18 protein-coding genes are annotated in these 16,677 nt (G+C 70.4%); 10 read left to right on the forward strand and 8 right to left on the reverse strand.

Going from position 1 to position 16,677, the window contains the following annotated elements; translation table 11 throughout:
* Positions 1–20 precede the first annotated feature (20 nt).
* Together ABTW72_RS09795 and ABTW72_RS09800 are read left to right on the forward strand one after the other, a co-directional pair.
* Positions 21–776, forward strand: coding sequence for a superantigen-like protein SSL4 (locus ABTW72_RS09795; RefSeq protein ID WP_350856568.1), 756 nt, complete (start codon positions 21–23; stop codon positions 774–776).
* Positions 777–952: 176 nt separating this feature from the next.
* Positions 953–1,453, forward strand: a complete 501-nt coding sequence (locus ABTW72_RS09800; protein WP_350856571.1) for a nitroreductase/quinone reductase family protein — start codon at positions 953–955, stop codon at positions 1,451–1,453.
* 45 nt (positions 1,454–1,498) lie between these two features.
* Here ABTW72_RS09800 and ABTW72_RS09805 read toward each other — a convergent pair whose 3' ends face one another.
* Complete coding sequence (locus ABTW72_RS09805) at positions 1,499–1,882, reverse strand: hypothetical protein (RefSeq protein ID WP_350856573.1); 384 nt, start codon at positions 1,880–1,882, stop codon at positions 1,499–1,501.
* Between the two features lie 422 nt (positions 1,883–2,304).
* On the opposite strand from ABTW72_RS09805, the gene ABTW72_RS09810 reads away from it, so the two are divergent.
* Positions 2,305–2,739 (forward strand): DUF6223 family protein, encoded by a 435-nt coding sequence (locus tag ABTW72_RS09810; protein ID WP_350856576.1) that lies wholly within the window; start codon positions 2,305–2,307, stop codon positions 2,737–2,739.
* A 99-nt stretch (positions 2,740–2,838) separates the two neighbouring features.
* On the opposite strand, the gene ABTW72_RS09815 is transcribed toward ABTW72_RS09810, so the two are convergent.
* The 3 genes from ABTW72_RS09815 to ABTW72_RS09825 are packed head-to-tail and all read right to left on the reverse strand — an operon-like array spanning position 2,839 to position 6,553.
* Positions 2,839–3,501, reverse strand: coding sequence for a response regulator (locus ABTW72_RS09815; RefSeq protein WP_350856579.1), 663 nt, complete (start codon positions 3,499–3,501; stop codon positions 2,839–2,841).
* The gene (locus tag ABTW72_RS09820; protein WP_350856582.1) at positions 3,498–4,631 is read right to left on the reverse strand and encodes a sensor histidine kinase; all 1,134 of its coding nucleotides are present in this window, start codon (positions 4,629–4,631) and stop codon (positions 3,498–3,500) included. The genes ABTW72_RS09815 and ABTW72_RS09820 overlap by 4 nt, the downstream gene beginning before the upstream one ends.
* Positions 4,632–4,684: 53 nt before the next feature.
* On the reverse strand, positions 4,685–6,553 hold the full coding sequence (locus ABTW72_RS09825) for an ABC transporter ATP-binding protein (RefSeq protein WP_350856741.1): 1,869 nt from the start codon (positions 6,551–6,553) through the stop codon (positions 4,685–4,687).
* A 305-nt stretch (positions 6,554–6,858) separates the two neighbouring features.
* Here ABTW72_RS09825 and ABTW72_RS09830 point away from each other — a divergent pair, with 305 nt between their 5' ends.
* Complete coding sequence (locus tag ABTW72_RS09830) at positions 6,859–7,251, forward strand: hypothetical protein (protein ID WP_350856585.1); 393 nt, start codon at positions 6,859–6,861, stop codon at positions 7,249–7,251.
* 1 nt (position 7,252) lies between these two features.
* Positions 7,253–9,685 (forward strand): DUF4132 domain-containing protein, encoded by a 2,433-nt coding sequence (locus ABTW72_RS09835; RefSeq protein WP_350856588.1) that lies wholly within the window; start codon positions 7,253–7,255, stop codon positions 9,683–9,685.
* A gap of 16 nt (positions 9,686–9,701) precedes the next feature.
* Here ABTW72_RS09835 and ABTW72_RS09840 read toward each other — a convergent pair whose 3' ends face one another.
* Positions 9,702–10,193 (reverse strand): MarR family winged helix-turn-helix transcriptional regulator, encoded by a 492-nt coding sequence (locus tag ABTW72_RS09840; RefSeq protein ID WP_350856590.1) that lies wholly within the window; start codon positions 10,191–10,193, stop codon positions 9,702–9,704.
* Positions 10,194–10,302: 109 nt separating this feature from the next.
* On the opposite strand from ABTW72_RS09840, the gene ABTW72_RS09845 reads away from it, so the two are divergent.
* Genes ABTW72_RS09845 through ABTW72_RS09855 form a run of 3 tightly spaced genes read left to right on the forward strand, consistent with a single transcriptional unit; the run spans position 10,303 to position 13,103 of the window.
* Positions 10,303–11,352: an LLM class flavin-dependent oxidoreductase gene (locus ABTW72_RS09845; RefSeq protein ID WP_350856593.1), complete on the forward strand. Its 1,050-nt coding sequence runs from the start codon at positions 10,303–10,305 to the stop codon at positions 11,350–11,352.
* A complete protein-coding gene (locus ABTW72_RS09850) occupies positions 11,345–12,373 on the forward strand; it encodes an LLM class flavin-dependent oxidoreductase (RefSeq protein WP_350856596.1) in 1,029 nt (342 codons plus the stop codon). Before ABTW72_RS09845 ends, ABTW72_RS09850 begins: the two co-directional genes overlap by 8 nt.
* Positions 12,374–12,401: 28 nt before the next feature.
* On the forward strand, positions 12,402–13,103 hold the full coding sequence (locus tag ABTW72_RS09855; protein WP_350856599.1) for an NADPH-dependent F420 reductase: 702 nt from the start codon (positions 12,402–12,404) through the stop codon (positions 13,101–13,103).
* 95 nt (positions 13,104–13,198) lie between these two features.
* On the opposite strand, the gene ABTW72_RS09860 is transcribed toward ABTW72_RS09855, so the two are convergent.
* The 3 genes from ABTW72_RS09860 to ABTW72_RS09870 form a co-directional block, all read right to left on the reverse strand.
* Positions 13,199–13,666: a hypothetical protein gene (locus tag ABTW72_RS09860; protein WP_350856602.1), complete on the reverse strand. Its 468-nt coding sequence runs from the start codon at positions 13,664–13,666 to the stop codon at positions 13,199–13,201.
* A gap of 118 nt (positions 13,667–13,784) precedes the next feature.
* A complete protein-coding gene (locus ABTW72_RS09865; RefSeq protein ID WP_350856604.1) occupies positions 13,785–14,507 on the reverse strand; it encodes a tetratricopeptide repeat protein in 723 nt (240 codons plus the stop codon).
* A gap of 33 nt (positions 14,508–14,540) precedes the next feature.
* Entirely contained in the window at positions 14,541–15,353 is an 813-nt protein-coding gene (locus ABTW72_RS09870) for a GNAT family N-acetyltransferase (protein WP_350856607.1), read from the reverse strand.
* 176 nt (positions 15,354–15,529) lie between these two features.
* Here ABTW72_RS09870 and ABTW72_RS09875 point away from each other — a divergent pair, with 176 nt between their 5' ends.
* Together ABTW72_RS09875 and ABTW72_RS09880 are read left to right on the forward strand one after the other, a co-directional pair.
* The gene (locus ABTW72_RS09875; RefSeq protein ID WP_350856609.1) at positions 15,530–15,979 is read left to right on the forward strand and encodes an iron chaperone; all 450 of its coding nucleotides are present in this window, start codon (positions 15,530–15,532) and stop codon (positions 15,977–15,979) included.
* Between the two features lie 116 nt (positions 15,980–16,095).
* Positions 16,096–16,611, forward strand: a complete 516-nt coding sequence (locus ABTW72_RS09880; RefSeq protein WP_350856612.1) for a hypothetical protein — start codon at positions 16,096–16,098, stop codon at positions 16,609–16,611.
* The last annotated feature ends 66 nt before the right edge of the window (positions 16,612–16,677 follow it).

The raw sequence follows: 16,677 nt of genomic DNA on the forward strand, positions 1-16,677 counted from the left end.
GGGACAGACGAGGGGTGATGATGAGCCGATACACAGCACTGCCGATGGCCCGTACGCGACGCGCGCTCGCGCTGCTCGGCACCGTTGCACTGGCCGCTGCCTGCACCACCACCGAGGACCCGCCCGGCTCGACGCCGGCGACCACCGTGCCGGCCACCGCGTCGGCGTCAGCGCCCCCGACAGAGCCACCATCGCCGAGCGCGAGCACCCCGGTGACCATCCCGACCTCGGCCTTCGTCGAGCTGCCCGCCGAGCTGCGGAAGTCTCCTCGACGGACGACGCCCGTCGAGGAGGCCCTACCGAAGCTGTGCGGCAACGAGTTCGGCACCGGCGGCCGGCAGGTCACCGCGAGCGCCGCGATGACCGTCACCTATCAGAAGGCCGGCGAGCCCTCCAGCAACGTGCCGCAGGGCATGATCCACCAGACCATCTTCACCTTCGACGGCGATGGCGCCCCGGGCTACCTGGGCCGTCTCCGCACCGCCGTGCAGGCCTGCCCCTCGTACGACCAGGCCGGAAACCGCGTCACCGTCAAGAGTCAGGCACTGCCGGGGGTCGGCGACGAGGCGTTGCTGCTGACCCGGACCTGGCCCGAGACGAGCCTGAACGGCGAACGCACCGGCGACACCGCGTCCAGCCAGATCGCGGTGGCCCGCGTCGACAGCGCGGTGACGGTCTTCGACGACCAGGGGTGGGAGGGCACCAGCGGCAACCCCGCCATCCTGGACCGGGTCGTCCGCGACGGCGTCCGCACCATCGACGCCTGGCAGCGGTAACCCGGGGTCGCGCCACCAACGGCTTCCACCGATCGGTTCGATCCTCGGTCGGATCATGGACAACAGGACGCAAGCTGCGCCGACGCCCGGAGACTTGGGGACCTCGGTCCACAGTGGGGGTTGCCGGATGCGGCAGTCTGCCGGGCCATCAGCAATGGTCGGTGGAGGAGGTCGTCATGTCGGACGGTCAGGAGACGAAGGCACCGTGGCTTCCACCGCGGTGGTTCATCCGGCTGGCCTGGTCGGTGCACCGGGGCCTGCACCGGGTCACCGGCGGCCGGGTCGGGCTGTGGCGACCGCGCGAGCACCGGTGGGGCACGCTGCGGCTGACCACGACCGGACGCCGCACCGGTCAGCAGCGCAGCGTCATCATCGCGTACTTCGAGGACGGTCCGAACCTGGTCGGGGTGGCGATGAACGGGTGGGGCGAGGGCGCCCCCGCCTGGTGGCTCAACCTCCAGGCCCGCCCGGACGCGTCCGTCGAACTGACCGAGGGGCGGCGACTGGTCCGTGGCCGTGCCGCCACCGCCGACGAGCGGGCCCGACTGTGGCCCCGCTGGCGCGAGGCCGACAAGAACTTCGAGGCCCACGCGGCGCGGCGGCGTTCCGAAACCGCGGTGGTGGTGCTGGAGCCCAGATCGGATGGCGGTTCCGGGGTTGCTGGCGCAACCCCGTGACCTCCTCGCCCTCGGGTCCGCCGGGTTACCGAACCGCCACGCGGGTCAACGGCCGAACGCCAGATAGAGACCCAGGCCGAAGTTCACGACCAGGATGATCGCGCCGACGACGGCGAACCAACGCTGCCAGGTCGTCCACCGGACCGTCCGCTCGGACGCGACGATGCCCGCCTCCTTCACCAGCGCCGCCGCGATCTTGTCCCGCTCAGCGGCGTCTCGGCGGTCCGCAGTCACGTTGGCGCTGAACCGGGTGACGTTGCCGCGGAGTTCCTCGGTGAGAGACCGGAGCGCCTGCGTCATCGAGTCGATCGACCCGTTGATCTTTCGCAGGTGCTCATCGTGCCCCTGTAGACGCTGCTCGATCCGGCCCGCGTCGAGACCGCGGGCGTAGGCGGCGGCCTTCTCCTCGGTGTTCTCCGGGCTTGTCACCGCGACCTCGTCGGCCGCGAGGACACGGCCCCGTCCCGGTGCGCGGACGGGACCACCGCGGGCTCCAGGTGCGAGGGCGGGGGCTGGGGCGCGGTGCTCGTGAGACGCATGGACGCCACCTCCTCCTGACCCTGCACCACCCGGTCCGACACATCAGTCGTACCACTCGCAGACCTTGAACGCCACTGTTGGGATCCGACAAAACCGCAGGTCAGAGCGGCATTACCGGCCAGGGCGTCCGGAAGTCAGAAGCTTCGGACGGTGGCCCGAGCGGGCCCCGGGGAGACAACCGCGGCGGTAGGGCACGCCGCGCGCGTACATCCCGGGTGGTAGGTCCGTTGGCAACTCCGGCCTGACGACTCACGTGCAGTCCTCTACCTACGCTGCTGCCTGTACCCGTCATCAAACCGAGGGGACCCACGATGTCCGTCCAACACCTGCTCGCCGCCGCCATAGCCGCCCCGCTCGGGGGGATCGCGTCAGCCGCACCGGCAGCCGCGCACGTCTCGGCCCAGCCGACCGCCGCCACTGCTCTCTCCATGAGTTCCGGGCGTCTCGGTGCCAGTGCGGCCGTCCTGCTGGGACTGGTCGGCGCGGTCATCGGAGCAGTGGCCCTGGCCCGCCCCGCCAGTCGTCTCGGTACCGGCTCGGGAAGCCTCGGAGCCGTCCTGGCCCTGACGACGGGGCTGATCAGCGTGGTGCTCGGTGGGCTGGTGGTGGCCACTTCCGACAGTGGTATCGGTACGGGTAACGGACGAGGCGGGGCCTATGTGGCCCTGGTGGTCGGGGTGGTCGGCGTGACGCTCGGCGGGCTGGCCCTGCTTCGCGCGCGCCGCACCGGCCGCCTGGCGGGCTGACCCTGACCCGGTTCCGGCGTGGATCGGCCTGACTGATCTCGTTCCATCCGGAGGCTGGCCCGCCGGTGGTCGTTTCGGCCGACCAGCCCATGCTGGCGGTCAGGAGCGGGCGAGCCAACCAGGCACGGTCAGACCGGACTCGTAGGCGAGGATCACCAACTGCGCTCGGTCCCGGGCATGGGCCTTGGTCATGATCCGGCTGACATGTGTCTTGGCGGTCGCCGGGCTCAGCACCAACCGCGCCGCGATCTCGTCGTTGGAGAGGCCGGCGGCGACCAGCGTCAGCACTTCACGCTCCCGCTCGGTGAGCGCGCTCAGTCGCGGCCCGGGGTCGGGATGCGTGGCCCGGGCCGCGAACTCGGCGATCAACCGCCGGGTGATCGACGGCGCGATCAGCGCGTCACCCCGGGCCACCACCCGCACTCCGTGGATCAACTCCGCTGGCTCGGTGTCCTTGACCAGGAAGCCGCTGGCACCGGCCCGCAGCGCGGTGTAGACGTATTCGTCCAGGTCGAACGTGGTCAGAATGATGACGCGAGCATCGGAGTTCGCGACGATCTCACCAGTGGCGGTCAGTCCGTCGAGCCCGGGCATCCGGATGTCCATGAGGACGACATCGGGTCGCAGTTGCCGGGCCAGCCGCACCGCCTCGAATCCGTCAGCAGCCTCGCCGACCACCTCGAGCCCGTCCTCACCGTCGAGAATGGACCGGAAGCCGGCGCGTACGAGGGTCTGGTCGTCGACGAGAAGCAGCCGGATCACATCTGCTCCCCCACCGGCGTCGGCGCGGGTCGCATCGGCAGGCGAGCGCTGACCCGGAAGCCCCCGTCCGGCCGCGCGCCAGTGGTCACCGAACCGCCGAGTGCCCGTGCCCGCTCCCGCATTCCGAGGATTCCGCTGCCCGGCGAACCGGGCTGGCCGGTGCCGTCGTCCTCGACCTCCACGAGCACGTCGTCGTGATCGGGCCGGACCCGGACCACCGCGGTGGTGGCATCCGCGTGACGCGACACGTTGGTGAGCGCCTCCTGGACGATCCGATACACCGCCAGATCGACCTCCGGCGGTAGCGACCGCGTCTCGGCCAGCTCGGTACGGATCTCCAACTCCGGTCGAGCGGCCGTCCTGATCAGATCACCGAGGCGGTTCAGACCGGGTGCGGGCACGACCGCCGGGGCCTGCCGCAGTGCGCCCAGCGTCGCGCGCAACTCACTCAACGTCTCCTTGCTGGTCTGTTTGATCGCGGTGAGGGCCTGCTCGGTCCGGACCGGATCGGGTCGGTGCAACGCGGCGCTGGCCTGCACGTTGATCAACGACAGGTGGTGGCCGAGCACGTCGTGCAACTCCCGGGCAATGCGCAGCCGCTCCTCGGTGGCCCGTCGCCGGGCCTCCTCCTCCATCCGCTGCTCGGCGACGACCGCTCGGGCCTGCGCCTCGGCGAGGTAGGCACGGCGGTTGCGCGTCACGCCGACGATGACAGCGACGAGCCAACCGGCGTGCAGCAGCGTCGCCCCGTTCATGGTGTTCGGGGACCGGTTGTAGCTGTCCGCCACGGCGAAGGCGATCACCGAGGCGAGACCGAGCCCGATGGCGACCGCGAGATGTCCCTCATCGACGACGGTGTAGAGCGCCACGACGAACACCAACATGATCGGACCGGGCCGGTGCAGCAAAGCTCCGTACGCGCCGATGGCGGCCAGCGCCACGACCCCTACCGGCACCGGGTGGCGACGGCGGACGTACAGCGCGCCGGTGGAGAGCAGCACCGCCAGCAGCGCCGCCCATTCGGCGGCGGTGTCGATGCCGCGCGACTGGACCACCAGGCCCGTGACGGCGACCAGACCCACGGCGGGCACCAGGGCCACGTCCGCCATCCGGCCCCGCCACCCTGACATGGGCCGAAGCCTAGCCTCCCGCGATCCAGCGGGAGAAGGTCCGACTGGACGGTTCAGGTGTGCCGGTGGCCCTCGGCCAGGTTCGCGTCGTAGCCGGCAGCCTGGAGGGCGAACAGTTCGGCGTACCGGCCGCCGGTGGCGACGAGGTCGGCGTGTGTGCCGGCCTCGACGAGCCGGCCGTGGTGCAGGACGAAGATCCGGTCGGCGTGCCGGACGTTGGCGAGCCGGTGCGTGATGAGGATCGTGGTGGCACGACCCCTCCGGTCCCGGATGGTCTGGAACAGGGCGTCCTCGGCGCGGGGGTCGAGCGCGGAGGACGGCTCGTCCATGATCAGCAGTTCGGCGTCGCGCAGGAACCCGCGAGCCGCCGTGATGCGCTGCCACTGCCCACCGGAGAGGTCCTGGCCTCGCGCGAAGGTCCGGTCGAGCAGCGTCTCGTACCCGTGCGGCAGTTCATTGATCATGTCGTGGGCGACGGCGCGGCCGGCGGCGGCCTCGATGCGATCCTGCCGGGCCTCGCTGTCGACGTCGCCGATGGCGATGTTCGTGGCCGCGGTGAACGGCCACTTGTGGTATTCCTGCGTCACCACAGCGATCCGGGCGCGCAGCCCGTCGACGTTCCAGTCCGACAACGGGCGGCCGTTCCACTCGATAGTGCCCTCGGTGGGGGCGCGAAGGCCGGCGATCATCGCGGCGAGGGTCGTCTTGCCCGATCCGTTCTCTCCGACGAACGCGACAGTCTGCCCGGCGGTGATCGTCAACGTGACGCCGTCGACGGCGGGGTCGTCCCGATCGGGGTAACGCAGGCTCACCTCGTTGACGGTCAACTCCCGCAGCCGATCAGGATCGGCCGCGGCAACGGGTCCGGTGCTGGTCGGTAGGTAGGCGTCGGCGCGGGTCATGAACCCGGTGTAGTCGCCGAAGTGCTGCCCCTCGGTGTAGACGTGGTCGACCTGAAAGGTGGCGATGGCCAGGGACCGCTGCGCGGACTGCACCGCGATGACGCAGGTCGCCGCGGCGGCGAGCGGGATCTGCCCGTCGAGGAGCAGCAACCCGAGCAGGGCGTAGACGGTGCCGGTCGCGAGACCGCCGACGATGGCTCCGACCGTGGTGGTCGTGGTGACCCGCCGGGCGAGGGCGAGCTGAATGTCGGTCTCCACCTGCATCACCCGGTCGTACTGGTCGAGCAGGAACCGGCGCAGCCCGTAGGAGCGCAACTCCGGGGCCGAGGCACGTTCGGCCATCAACTTGTGCAGCAGCCACAGTCGACGTCGACGCACCGATCCGGCGGTGTACGTCTGGTAGCGCAGATGCCCGGCCCGCAACGACGCCCACGCGTTGGGCACCGTGGCGACCAGCAGCGCCAGCAGGAGCAGCGGATGGATGATGACGACGGCCGCCGCCACGGCGAGCAGCCCGGCCAGCCCGGCGAGCAGGTTCATCGACGCCTGCACCAGCCCGATCGTCGACTCGGTGCCGCGCGAGGCGCGTTCCATGTCATCGGCGAACGCGTCGGCGTCGAACGCCTCCAACCGGACCGCTGTCGACACCTCGAACAGGCCCCGCTCCACCTCACGACTCACCCGGGGCGTCAACCCGTTCTGCGCGTACCCGGTGGCGATGCCCATCCCGGCGCGGAGCGCGACCGTCGCCGCCAGCACGGCCAACGCGGGCAGCGCCGCCCGTACCTTGTCCGCGGTCGGCCCACCGGCGAACAGTTCCACCAACACCCGCTGCGTGGCCAACAGACCGAAGGCGGCCATCACCCCCGCGCCGACAGTGGCCGCGGCCACCACACCGGTACGGAGCCGGTCCGCGCGCCAACTGATACCGATGGCTGTCCAGACGAGCCTGGGCAGCTCCGCGAAGACGGCGAAGACGCCGGCCTCCGCGCGCGCCCGGACCCCCGTCTCCCACCACATCTCCCGCAGCTCCGGCAGCACCGACTCGTTGCGCGCGGGGCCGGGTTGGCCCGGTCGAACGCGGCGGGCCTCTGCGGTGGCGGTCTGGAACATGTCGTACCTCCCGGGGCGGCAGCCGTCGCCGTCTCAGCCAGGGCAGGCGGATTGGCGGGTTCCTGGAGGATTGGACCACCCAGACATAGCCCTTAGCAATTGACCGATCACTAATCGTCATGGATGACGTGGTGGCCGGATGCGGAGCTACTCCATCCCGTCGGACGCCCGTGCCATGATCGCGCTCACCTCACAGCAAGGAGCATGGCGGCATGGCCACGGCGATCGTTCGGGACGAGACAGCGACAGGGAAGGCCATCGACCACTGGCCGTTGAGCGGGCTGCCGGAGCGCATCTCCGCTCGGGAGCTGGTCCGGCTACGCGTCCGCGAGGAGGTCGCCCGGTTCAACGCCCAGCAGTCCGAGCACTTCCGGGGGTTGGTTCAGCCAACCGACACGGAGGCCACCCTGAACGGCTACCGGGTCACCTCGGGCAGGCGACTCGACTGGGAGCAGCAGGCGGATGCCGCCTGCAGGGCCTTCGCCCGCAACGGCTTCCTGCTGCTGGTCGGGCACCGCCAGATCGAGGACCTCGACGAGGAGATCGACCTGCTGGCCGACCCGGAAGTGGCGTTCGTACGGCTCGTCCCGCTGGTGGGCGGCTGACATGGCTGACTGGGCAGCGCTCCTCCCCGTCCTGACCGATGCGGACCGACGTCGGGTGGAATTCGGTCTCGCCGAGGCGGACGCTCGAATCAGGGCCGTCCTGCACGTCGCCAGCACTTACCACTGGCGGTCCTCGGTGACCAACGTGCCGGAGTGGAGCGCGGTCGAGACGTGGCCCGCCGAGCTGCGCCGTAGCGCCGCCCTGGCCATGCACCTGGAGTCGGCGACCAGTTCGACTCCCACCGCGCTCAACGATGTGGTGCGGAGCCTCGCCGACGGCGATCTGCCCTGGACGCGGGAGGATCTCGTCTGGTGCCTGGAGGTCTGCGCGCGCGGCGAGTCCTACGACAACGGGGCGCACCTGGAGTTACCGGCCATGGTCGCCGCGCGCCTGGCGCCGGTCGAGTTGGCCGACCTGGTGCCGGCCCTCGACGCCCTCGTCAGCGAACTGGCCGGTGACCACTTCGTCGCAGCGGAGCCTCGACGACGCGCTGTCCTCCTGATCGGTGCGGGCCTCGATCGTGCCACCGGCCGGCGTGTGCCGTCCTGGCTGCTCCACGACGGAGACGGGTTCGGGCCGCTCGCCCGCGCCGAGCTGGGTGTCGTCCTCGCCGCGCCGGGCGTGCCGGAGTTGCTGGCGCACTGCGCCTCGCTGGAGAAGCCGACAGCGCCAGCGAAGTGGCAGCGCCGCGTCGACGACCTCCTCGCCACCGCGCCGGGCGGCACCGGGGCCGTGCAATCGATCCTGGAGGCGTTCGCCGCCTACGGTCGGCCCCTGCACGACGACACCGACCGCCTCCTCCGCGGCCTGGTCTGGGCGCTGTCGCGCCAGCCGGACGAGCGGGCGACGGACCTGTTGGCGCGGGTCACCGCCGCCGCGGCGGCGGCGCCGCGACAGGCGCCGGGCTTCCCCCATGCCCAGAAGACGGCGGTGGCGGCCATTCAGCTGCTCGCGGGACGCGACGGCGAGGCGCCGTTACGCACGCTGGCGAGGCTGGCGGTCACGGTCCGGAACAAGGCGGTGCAGAGCCGCGTCCAGACCGCACTGGCCAACCTCGGGGCCCTGCGCGGGTGGTCGCTCAACGAGGTGATGGAACTCGCCGTCGACGACCACGGGCTCGCCCCCGACGGTCGACTGTGCACAGGGGTCGGGCCGTACGAGGCGGCGGTCGAGGTGATCGGCGAAAAGGCCCGCCTGACCTTCTCGCGTGACGCCGTCCCGCTCAAGGGCGTTCCGGCTGCGGTGAAGCAGGCGTACGGTGGCGAACTCCGGCAACTGCGTGACCTCGTCAAGAGCGTCGGCGCGACGCTGTCCGGCGAGCGCCAGCGGGTGGAGGGGCTGCTGTCCGAGGAGCGCACCTGGTCGTACTCGGACTGGTCGGCCCGATACCTCGACCACCCGGTCACCGCGACCTACGGGCGGCGGTTGGTGTGGGAGACCAGCAGCGACGGCCACCGGTGGACGGCGGGCCTGCCCCGCCCCGACAGCGACGGTTGGACGATCGCCGACCTGGAGGGTCGGGCCGCCCGGGGGGATCGGGTCAGGCTCTGGCATCCCGTCCGCGCGACGACGGACGAGGTCCTCGCCTGGCGGGAGCACGTCCTCGCCACCGGTCTGACGCAGCCGTTCAAGCAGGCCTTCCGAGAGGTCTACCTGCTCACGCCCGCCGAGGAGCGGACGCACACCTACTCCAACCGGTTCGCCGCCCACATCCTGCGCTACCGGCAGGCGAACGCGCTCGTCCGCGCCCGGGGCTGGCAGGCCGGATACCTCGGCACCTGGGACGGCGGCTACGAGAGCGAAGCCACCAAGCCCTTCGGCGGTGGTATGTGGCGGGCGTCGTTCCACCACCAACTGGTCGCCAACACGGATGAACGCCGCTACGACGTCGAGTTCTGCTCCACCGACCAGGTCCGCTTCGCCCGACGCGACGGCGCGACCTGGCAACCGACGCCCGTCGTCGACGTGCCACCGCTGGTGTTCAGCGAGGCCATGCGGGACGTGGACCTGTTCGTCGGCGTCACCTCGATCGCCAGTGACCCGCAGTGGGCCGATCGCGGCGAGGATCGCTTCCACGCCTACTGGCACAGCACGGTCATCGCGGAGCTGACCCCGTCGGCGCAGGTGCGCAGGGACGCACTGGCTCGGCTGCTGCCCCGCACGAACATCGCCGATCGGGTGCGCCTCTCCGAGCGGTACCTGCACGTTCGCGGCACCATCCGCAGTTACCGGATCCACCTCGGGTCCGGCAACATCATGATGGAGCCCGACGACGCCTACCTGTGCATCGTCGCGGCGCGCGACCGCACTGGCCGGCTGCACCTGCCCTTCGACGACGACCCCTTGTTGTCGACGATCCTGTCCAAGGCGTTCATGCTCGCCGCCGACGACACGATCACCGACCCCACGGTGCTCGGGCAGCTCGCCAGATGACCGGAAGGCCCAGTGATCAGTCCTTCCTCAGGACGTCGAGCTGGGCTCGCAGCGCCGCGGCGATCTCGCCCGCCGCGACGATCTGATCCGGCGTGAGGGCGTCGACGAAGAGCTCCCGGATGGCGCGCAGGTGGGGAAAGGTGGCCCCCCTGAACGCCTCGGCACCGGCCGTCGTGAGCAGCACCTCCGCCCCGCGGGGAACCGTGGCGCACTCCTGGCGGCGGATCAGGCCGCGCCGCTCCATCCGCCCGAGGTGGTGGGAGAGCCGGCTCCGCTCCCACCCGATGTGCGAGGCGAGTTCGGAGGACCGCATCGCCTGGCCCTCCGCCTCGCTGAGGGCGAGGAGCACGGAGTAGTCCCCGGTCGAGAGCGAGGAGTCGCCCTGTAGTCGGGACTCGAGCCGGGAGCCGAGCGCTGCCGTCGTCTCGATGAAGTTCCGCCAGATTCGCAGCTCGTCGGCGGTGGGGAGTTGGCGTCCGCCCCGCCGGCCGGGTGTGGCCTCCGTCATCTCACTCTCCTGGGAATTGACGTGTCAATCGCCAAGTTAGCATCATTGACACGTCAACCGGTAGGTCCGCTCCCGTGGGTCGCCGGCGGATTGCACCGAGGAGGAGACGATGGCAGCTGCAGACTTCGAGCTGGGGCTCAACTCGTTCGGGGAGGTGGCCACCGACGGCGACCGGGTTCTGAGCGACGCCGAGACCGTACGGCTACTCGTGGACGAGGCACGGCTCGCCGAGTCGGCCGGACTCGACGTGTTCAGCCTCGGTGAGCACTACCGCGAGGGCCACAACGACTCGGCCACACCCGTGCTGCTGGCCGCGGCCGCGACGGCGACCGAGCGAATTCGCCTCGGCACCTCGGTCACCGTGCTCAGCACCAACGACCCGGTACGGCTCTACCACGAGTTCTCCACCCTCGACGCGGTCTCCAACGGCCGCGCCCAGATCGTCCTCGGCCGGGCATCCGCTACCGAGTCGTTTCCGCTGTTCGGTTACGACCTGGCCGACTACGAGCGGTTGTTCGAGGAGAAGCTCGACCTCTTCCTGCGGCTTCAGCAGGACGAACCGGTCACCTGGTCCGGCACGGTACGAACCCCACTGACCGCGCAGCGGCTGCACCCACGGATGCGGTCGGGCGGCATCCCGACCTGGATCGGTGTCGGGGGAAGCCCGAATTCGGTCATCCGCGCCGCCCGGCACGGACTTCCGCTCATGCTCGCGATCATCGGCGGGCGCCCCCAGCGCTTCGCCGGCCACGTCGACCTCTACACCAGGGCGCTCGAACAATTCGGGCATACCCTGCAGCCAATCGGGCAGCACTCACTCGGCCTTGTCGCAGACACCGACGAGGAGGCGGTGGAGACGTGGTGGCGATACTGGCAGCCGGTCGTGGCGGCCCTGGCCGCCGAACGCGGCTTCTACAAACCGGACCGTGCGCGCTACGAGGCCGAGATCGACCACGGGGCGCTCTTCGTCGGTTCGCCCGAGACGGTGGCGCAGAAGATCGCCACTGTCGCTCGCGACCTGCGACTGAGCCGCTTCGACCTGAAGTACGACATCATGCACCTGCCCCGTGAGGCACGCGCGCGCACCATCCAACTGCTGGGCAGTGAGGTCGCGCCGCGGGTCCGGGAGCTGCTGGCTAAGGAGCCCAACCATGTCTGATCTGCTGTTCGGCCTGGACACCTTCGGCGACGTACCGCAGGACGACACCGGCAAGCTCGTCTCCCACGCGGCGGCGATCCGGCAGGTCGTCGACGAGGCCGTGCTCGCCGACCAACTCGGGGTCGACGTCATCGCCCTGGGCGAGCACCACCGGCCGGAGTACTCGGTCTCCACGCCGGAGACGGTGCTGGCCGGAATCGCCACCCGCACCTCGCGGATCCGGTTGGCCTCCGGCGTGACAGTGCTGAGTTCGGACGACCCGGTACGGGTTTTCCAGCGCTTCGCCACAGTGGACGCGCTGTCGAACGGCCGAGCCGAGGTCATCCTCGGCCGCGGCTCGTTCACCGAGTCGTTCCCGCTCTTCGGCTACGACCTGCGCGACTACGACACGCTGTTCGAGGAGAAGATCGAACTGTTCGTCAAGTTGCTGGACGAGAAGCCGGTCACCTGGAGCGGCACCCTGCGTGCCCCACTGGAGAACGCCGACGTGTTCCCGAAGACGGAATCGGGTCACCTGGACACCTGGGTCGGTGTGGGTGGCTCGCCGCAGTCGGTCGTCCGTACCGCCCAGTACGGGCTGCCACTCATGCTCGCCATCATCGGCGGCGCACCCGAGCGCTTCGCGCCCTACATCGACCTGTACCGCCGGGCGGCCGATCAGCTCGGTACCACCGCGCACCCGGTCGGCATGCACTCGCCGGGCTTCATCGCCGACACCGACGAGCAGGCCAAGGAGATCTACTGGCCGCACTACCGGATCATGCGAGACCGGATCGGCAAACTGCGGGGTTGGCCCCCGATCCGGCGTCAGGAGTTCGACTCCGAGGTGGAGAACGGCTCCCTCTACATCGGTTCACCGGAGACGGTGGCCCGCCGGATGGCCCGTGCGATCCGCAGCCTCGGCGTCGGCCGGTTCGACCTCATCTACTCGGCCGGAGCGCAGCCGGCCAGCGCCCGGATGCGCGCCGTGGAACTCTACGGCTCGAAGGTGATCCCCATGGTCCGCGAACTGCTGGCCTGATCAGCACTTCCCAAGCGAGAGGACGACCATGTTCGACAACGACCGGAGCCGGCCGGCGACCCTCGGCATCCTCGGGGCCGGCAAGGTGGGCACGGTGCTCGCCCGGCTCGCCGTCGCCGCCGGCTACCGGGTACGGGTGGCCGGCTCCGGCGACCCGGCGAAGATCGCCCTCACCGTCGAGGTCCTCGCCCCGGGGGCCGAGGCAACGACGGCGGTCGACGCGGCGGCCGACGCCGACATCGTCATCCTCGCCCTGCCCCTGGGCAAGTACCGCAGCGTTCCCGCCGAAGCGTTGCGCGGCAAGCTCGTCGTCGATGCCATGAACTACTGGTGGGAGATCGACGGCATCCGCGACGACCTCACCAACCCGCGTACCTCGTCGAGCGAGACCGTCCAGGCGTTCCTGTCCGGCTCACGCGTCGTGAAGGCGTTCAACCACATGGGCTATCACGACCTGGAGGACGAGGCCCGGCCGACGGGGGCGACCGGCCGCAAGGCCATCGCTGTCGCCGGCGACGACGACGCCGACCTCGCCGAGGTCGCGGCCCTGGTGGACGCGCTCGGCTTCGATCCGGTCGTCGCCGGCCCGTTGGCCGAGGGGGTACGACTCGAACCGGGCAGCGAGTTGTTCGGCGCCAACGTGAGCGCCGACGAGGTACGCGCCATGCTCGACCGCTTCCCGGAGTCGGAGCGGGGACGGATCATCACCGCCGCCCGCACGGCGTCGTAGAGGCACCTGCGGCCGCTCAGGGGTCAGCGATGATCGGGTCGGAGGGAGCCGGAAACCGGCCCTCCGACCCGATCATCGTCATCGTCCCCCGGGCACTAGTTGTTGTTGCGCCACCACGGCGACCATCCGGAGCAGCCCCAGGCGCCACACGCCCGGAATCGCACGCGACTGCCTTGATCGTTGTAACGGTGAGTCGTGCCGTCCTCGTAGAAGTCGTAGTTGCACACTCCCCATTCACCCTCGCCTTCGAGGTTCTGGCAGTCGCCGCTGCGGTAGTTGTGCCAGGTCCCGCCGTAGTAGAGCTGGTTCTCCCAGATCCCGATGGCCGCGTAGGGCGTGTCGCGGTCGTAGACCCAGATCTGGTCGCCGTAAGCCCGGAAGCAGGCCTGGGCCGGCGACGACGAGTTGGCCGAGGGGGGCGGTGCGTCGACGCAGTCCACGACGTCGGGAGGCCAGCCGGCCGGCGTCGCGATGGTCGCCGCCGCCGGCGCGCCGGCGAGCAGGACGAAGAGGGCCGCCAGGGCCACGATGAAAGCTGGGCGCGTTGCTCTCTTGACTGACATGAGGCGAACCAATCATCGCCACTCACGCCCAACAAGGCATCAGGGTGTTCGGAACGGTTCGGAGCCGTCCCGAACGATGAAAGACAGCTGTCGAACGAGAAAGCGACAGTCTCCGCGGTCAGGCGGCGCCGAACGCCGCCCACGGTTCGAGGAGCTGGCCCACGGCGTACTGCTCGTCGAAGTCGGTCGGGCCGAGCGCCTCGGTCGCGGCGGCGCGCATCCTGGCGAGGTCCGCCGCGTCGTCCGGGTCCGGTACCTGGCCGAGTGCCGCGAACGCGGCATCGGCGACACCGATCATCCTGGCCGCGCGGGAGTGGTCCCCCTCGGCGGTCGCGAGCGCGGCGCCGGCGACGCAGACGTACGGCACGAAGTCGGCCCAGCCGTTGTGGAACACCCGCTCGCGGTTCTCGGCGAACAGCGTTCGGGCCACGTCCAGGTTGCCCAGCCCCAACTCGCAGAAGGCGAGGTTGTGGAATTCGGAGTTGACCGTCTCGGGTTGGCCGAGCGCCTCGTTGAGCGCGATGCTCTCCCGGTACAGGTCCCGAGCTCGGAGCAGGTCACCGGACATTCTCGCCACGCCGGCCAGCACATGCCTCGGTCGTTCCTCAAGGGCCCGGTCGCCGGAGCGCAGCGCCACCGCGAGAGCCTCCCGGGCCCGTGCCTCTCCTAGCGGCAGGTCACCGCCGCGAATGGCGACCCGGGCGAGGCTGTACCGGGCCTCCACCTCGCCCGCCAGGTCACCGGCCGCCTGGGCCCGCTCGATCTCGGCCTCGCTCATCCGCACCACGGCGTCGCTCTCGCCTCGGCGAAACGCCGAGCGGACGTTCTCGCTGAAGGTCACAGGTCTCCTCTTCCTTCTGGCCGGTCTCGCCCGTCAGGCCGCCTGGAACACGGTCCAGGTCTCCACGAGCGCGAAGCCCATCGCCTCGTAGAGCGGTCGACCCATCGGGCTGGCGTGCAGGTACGCGGCGTCCGCGCCGGCGGTGACTCCGTCGCGCAGCGCCGCTTCGGTGAGCGCCCGGCCCAGGCCGCGACCCCGGGCGGACGGTACGACAGCGATGTTGAACACCCCGATCACGCCGGACGTGTGCATTCCGAGCCCGGTGCCGACAGGGCTGCCGGACTCCTCAGCCAGATACCCGGTGATGGCGTCGCTATCGAGCACCGCGCCGCCCATCAGCGGGCCGAAGGCGCCGTCGGGCGCCTCGAAGCTCCGGGTGAGGGCGTCGGTGTACCTGTCGCTCTCGGCGGCTCCGACCCGGCGGACCAGCGCCTGCTGGGCCGAGCCGGCCCGGAACACGATGTCGTCGGTGGCGCAGGCCATCAGGGGGAGGTCGCTGCGTCCGCGCAGCCCGTGCCGGGCCGCCAGTTCGGCGACCTCGTCGCTCGCCGCACCGCGAATGATGATCGACCAGTGCGGTGTCTGCCGGCTGACCTCGGTCGCCAACTCGTCGATCGCCACGAGATCCGGCTCGGTGGCCGTCTCGAGGACCCCGTTGAGCGTCGGAACGCTGGCGTGGGTGAGCCCCGCGCGAGCGGTGCCCCGCTCGGCGTACCAGCCCTTCGGCGTGACCCGGCAGAGGAGTTGGATCGCGTCGAAGTACGCCGTCGCCATCTGGTCGGCGGTGGTGCTCATATCTGGTTCCCCCCGGAACGCCTGCTCGCCCTCGCCCAGCAACTTAGCCACTGGGCTGGTTGGTGAGCACCTTCGAGAGGCCGAGGTCACCCCGCAGCGGCACTTCACCAGCAGGAGGGCGGTCGTCGAACGATCAGGAATCGAGAAGCTCGCGAGCGCCGCCCGGCCTAGCCTTTTCCCAGACAGTCGGCAGCGCGCCGGGTCAGACGACGAGAGGGAGCCCGACAATGTCCGCGAAGACCACCACGACCGGGTCCGACGGCTTCAGCCCCGAGGAGCGGGCCGCGATGAAGGAGCGCGCCGACGAACTGCGCGCCGAGGGCAAGAAGGGCGCCAAGAAGGCGGACGGGCTGCAAGCGGTCCTCGACCGGATCGCGCAGATGGAGCCGGACGACCGCGCGCTCGCCGAGCGGGTGCACGTGACGGTGACCGCCGCCGCCCCGGGCCTGACGCCGAAGACCTGGTACGGGATGCCCGCCTACGCGAACGAGGACGGCAAGATCGTCGTCTTCTTCCAGGACTCTGGCAAGTTCAACTACCGGTACTCGACGCTGGGCTTCCAGGACCCGGCCAACCTCGACGACGGCGACCTCTGGCCGGTGGCGTACGCGTTGCAGCAGTGGAGCCCGGCCGTGGAAAAGAAGATCACCGAGCTGGTGCAGACGGCGGTCTCCTGACCGACGCCCGCCCCCTGTCGGCTCGCTCACGGTGCGATGATCGAGGGCCGGAGCCGACGGAGACAGGTGGTGCGGACGATGCGGTATGGGCCGCCAGCGGTACGACGAGTCCCTCGATGACCGGCCGGGCCGGCGAGGTGTTCGACACCGGTCGGACGGTGTCCGACATCGAGTCGTTGCTCGCCGCGGACCTGCCCACGGGCGGCGTGCCGGTCAGCGAGGGAGACCCGGTCACCGGTGAGTGGACGGGCACCCGAGGCGAGGGCTTTCGGATCGTCCCGCTCTGGGAGAGCGAAGCCCTGACGGGTGTGTACGGTCCCGAATGGAACGAGGCGGAGGATGCCGCCGAGGCTAACCTTGCCCTGGTCGTAGCGGAGTTGGACCAGAGGTGGGGTGCCCACCGCAAGGTCTCCATGCGGGTGCCGCTGTTTCGGGATCAGGCCGGTGAACCCATGCCGGCACTGTTCCAGTCACTCTGCGACCTGGACTGCTACGGCGACCTGGCGGTCTGGGGGCCGACGGTGACCGAGGGTCGGTGGATCGCGGTCTCGGTCAACCAGTGTGACGGCGACGCTCCGATGATCATGACAGCGGTTGTCGGTCAACTACCGATCATCGAACTGTCGGACTGACCCGCTCTGCACCCACGCCCCGGTACGGGGCGTCATCGACGTCGCCCACGGCTCCTATGGTTCGTG

It is taken from the genome of Micromonospora sp. NPDC127501 (assembly GCF_040302185.1).
Taxonomy (GTDB): Bacteria; Actinomycetota; Actinomycetes; order Mycobacteriales; family Micromonosporaceae; genus Micromonospora.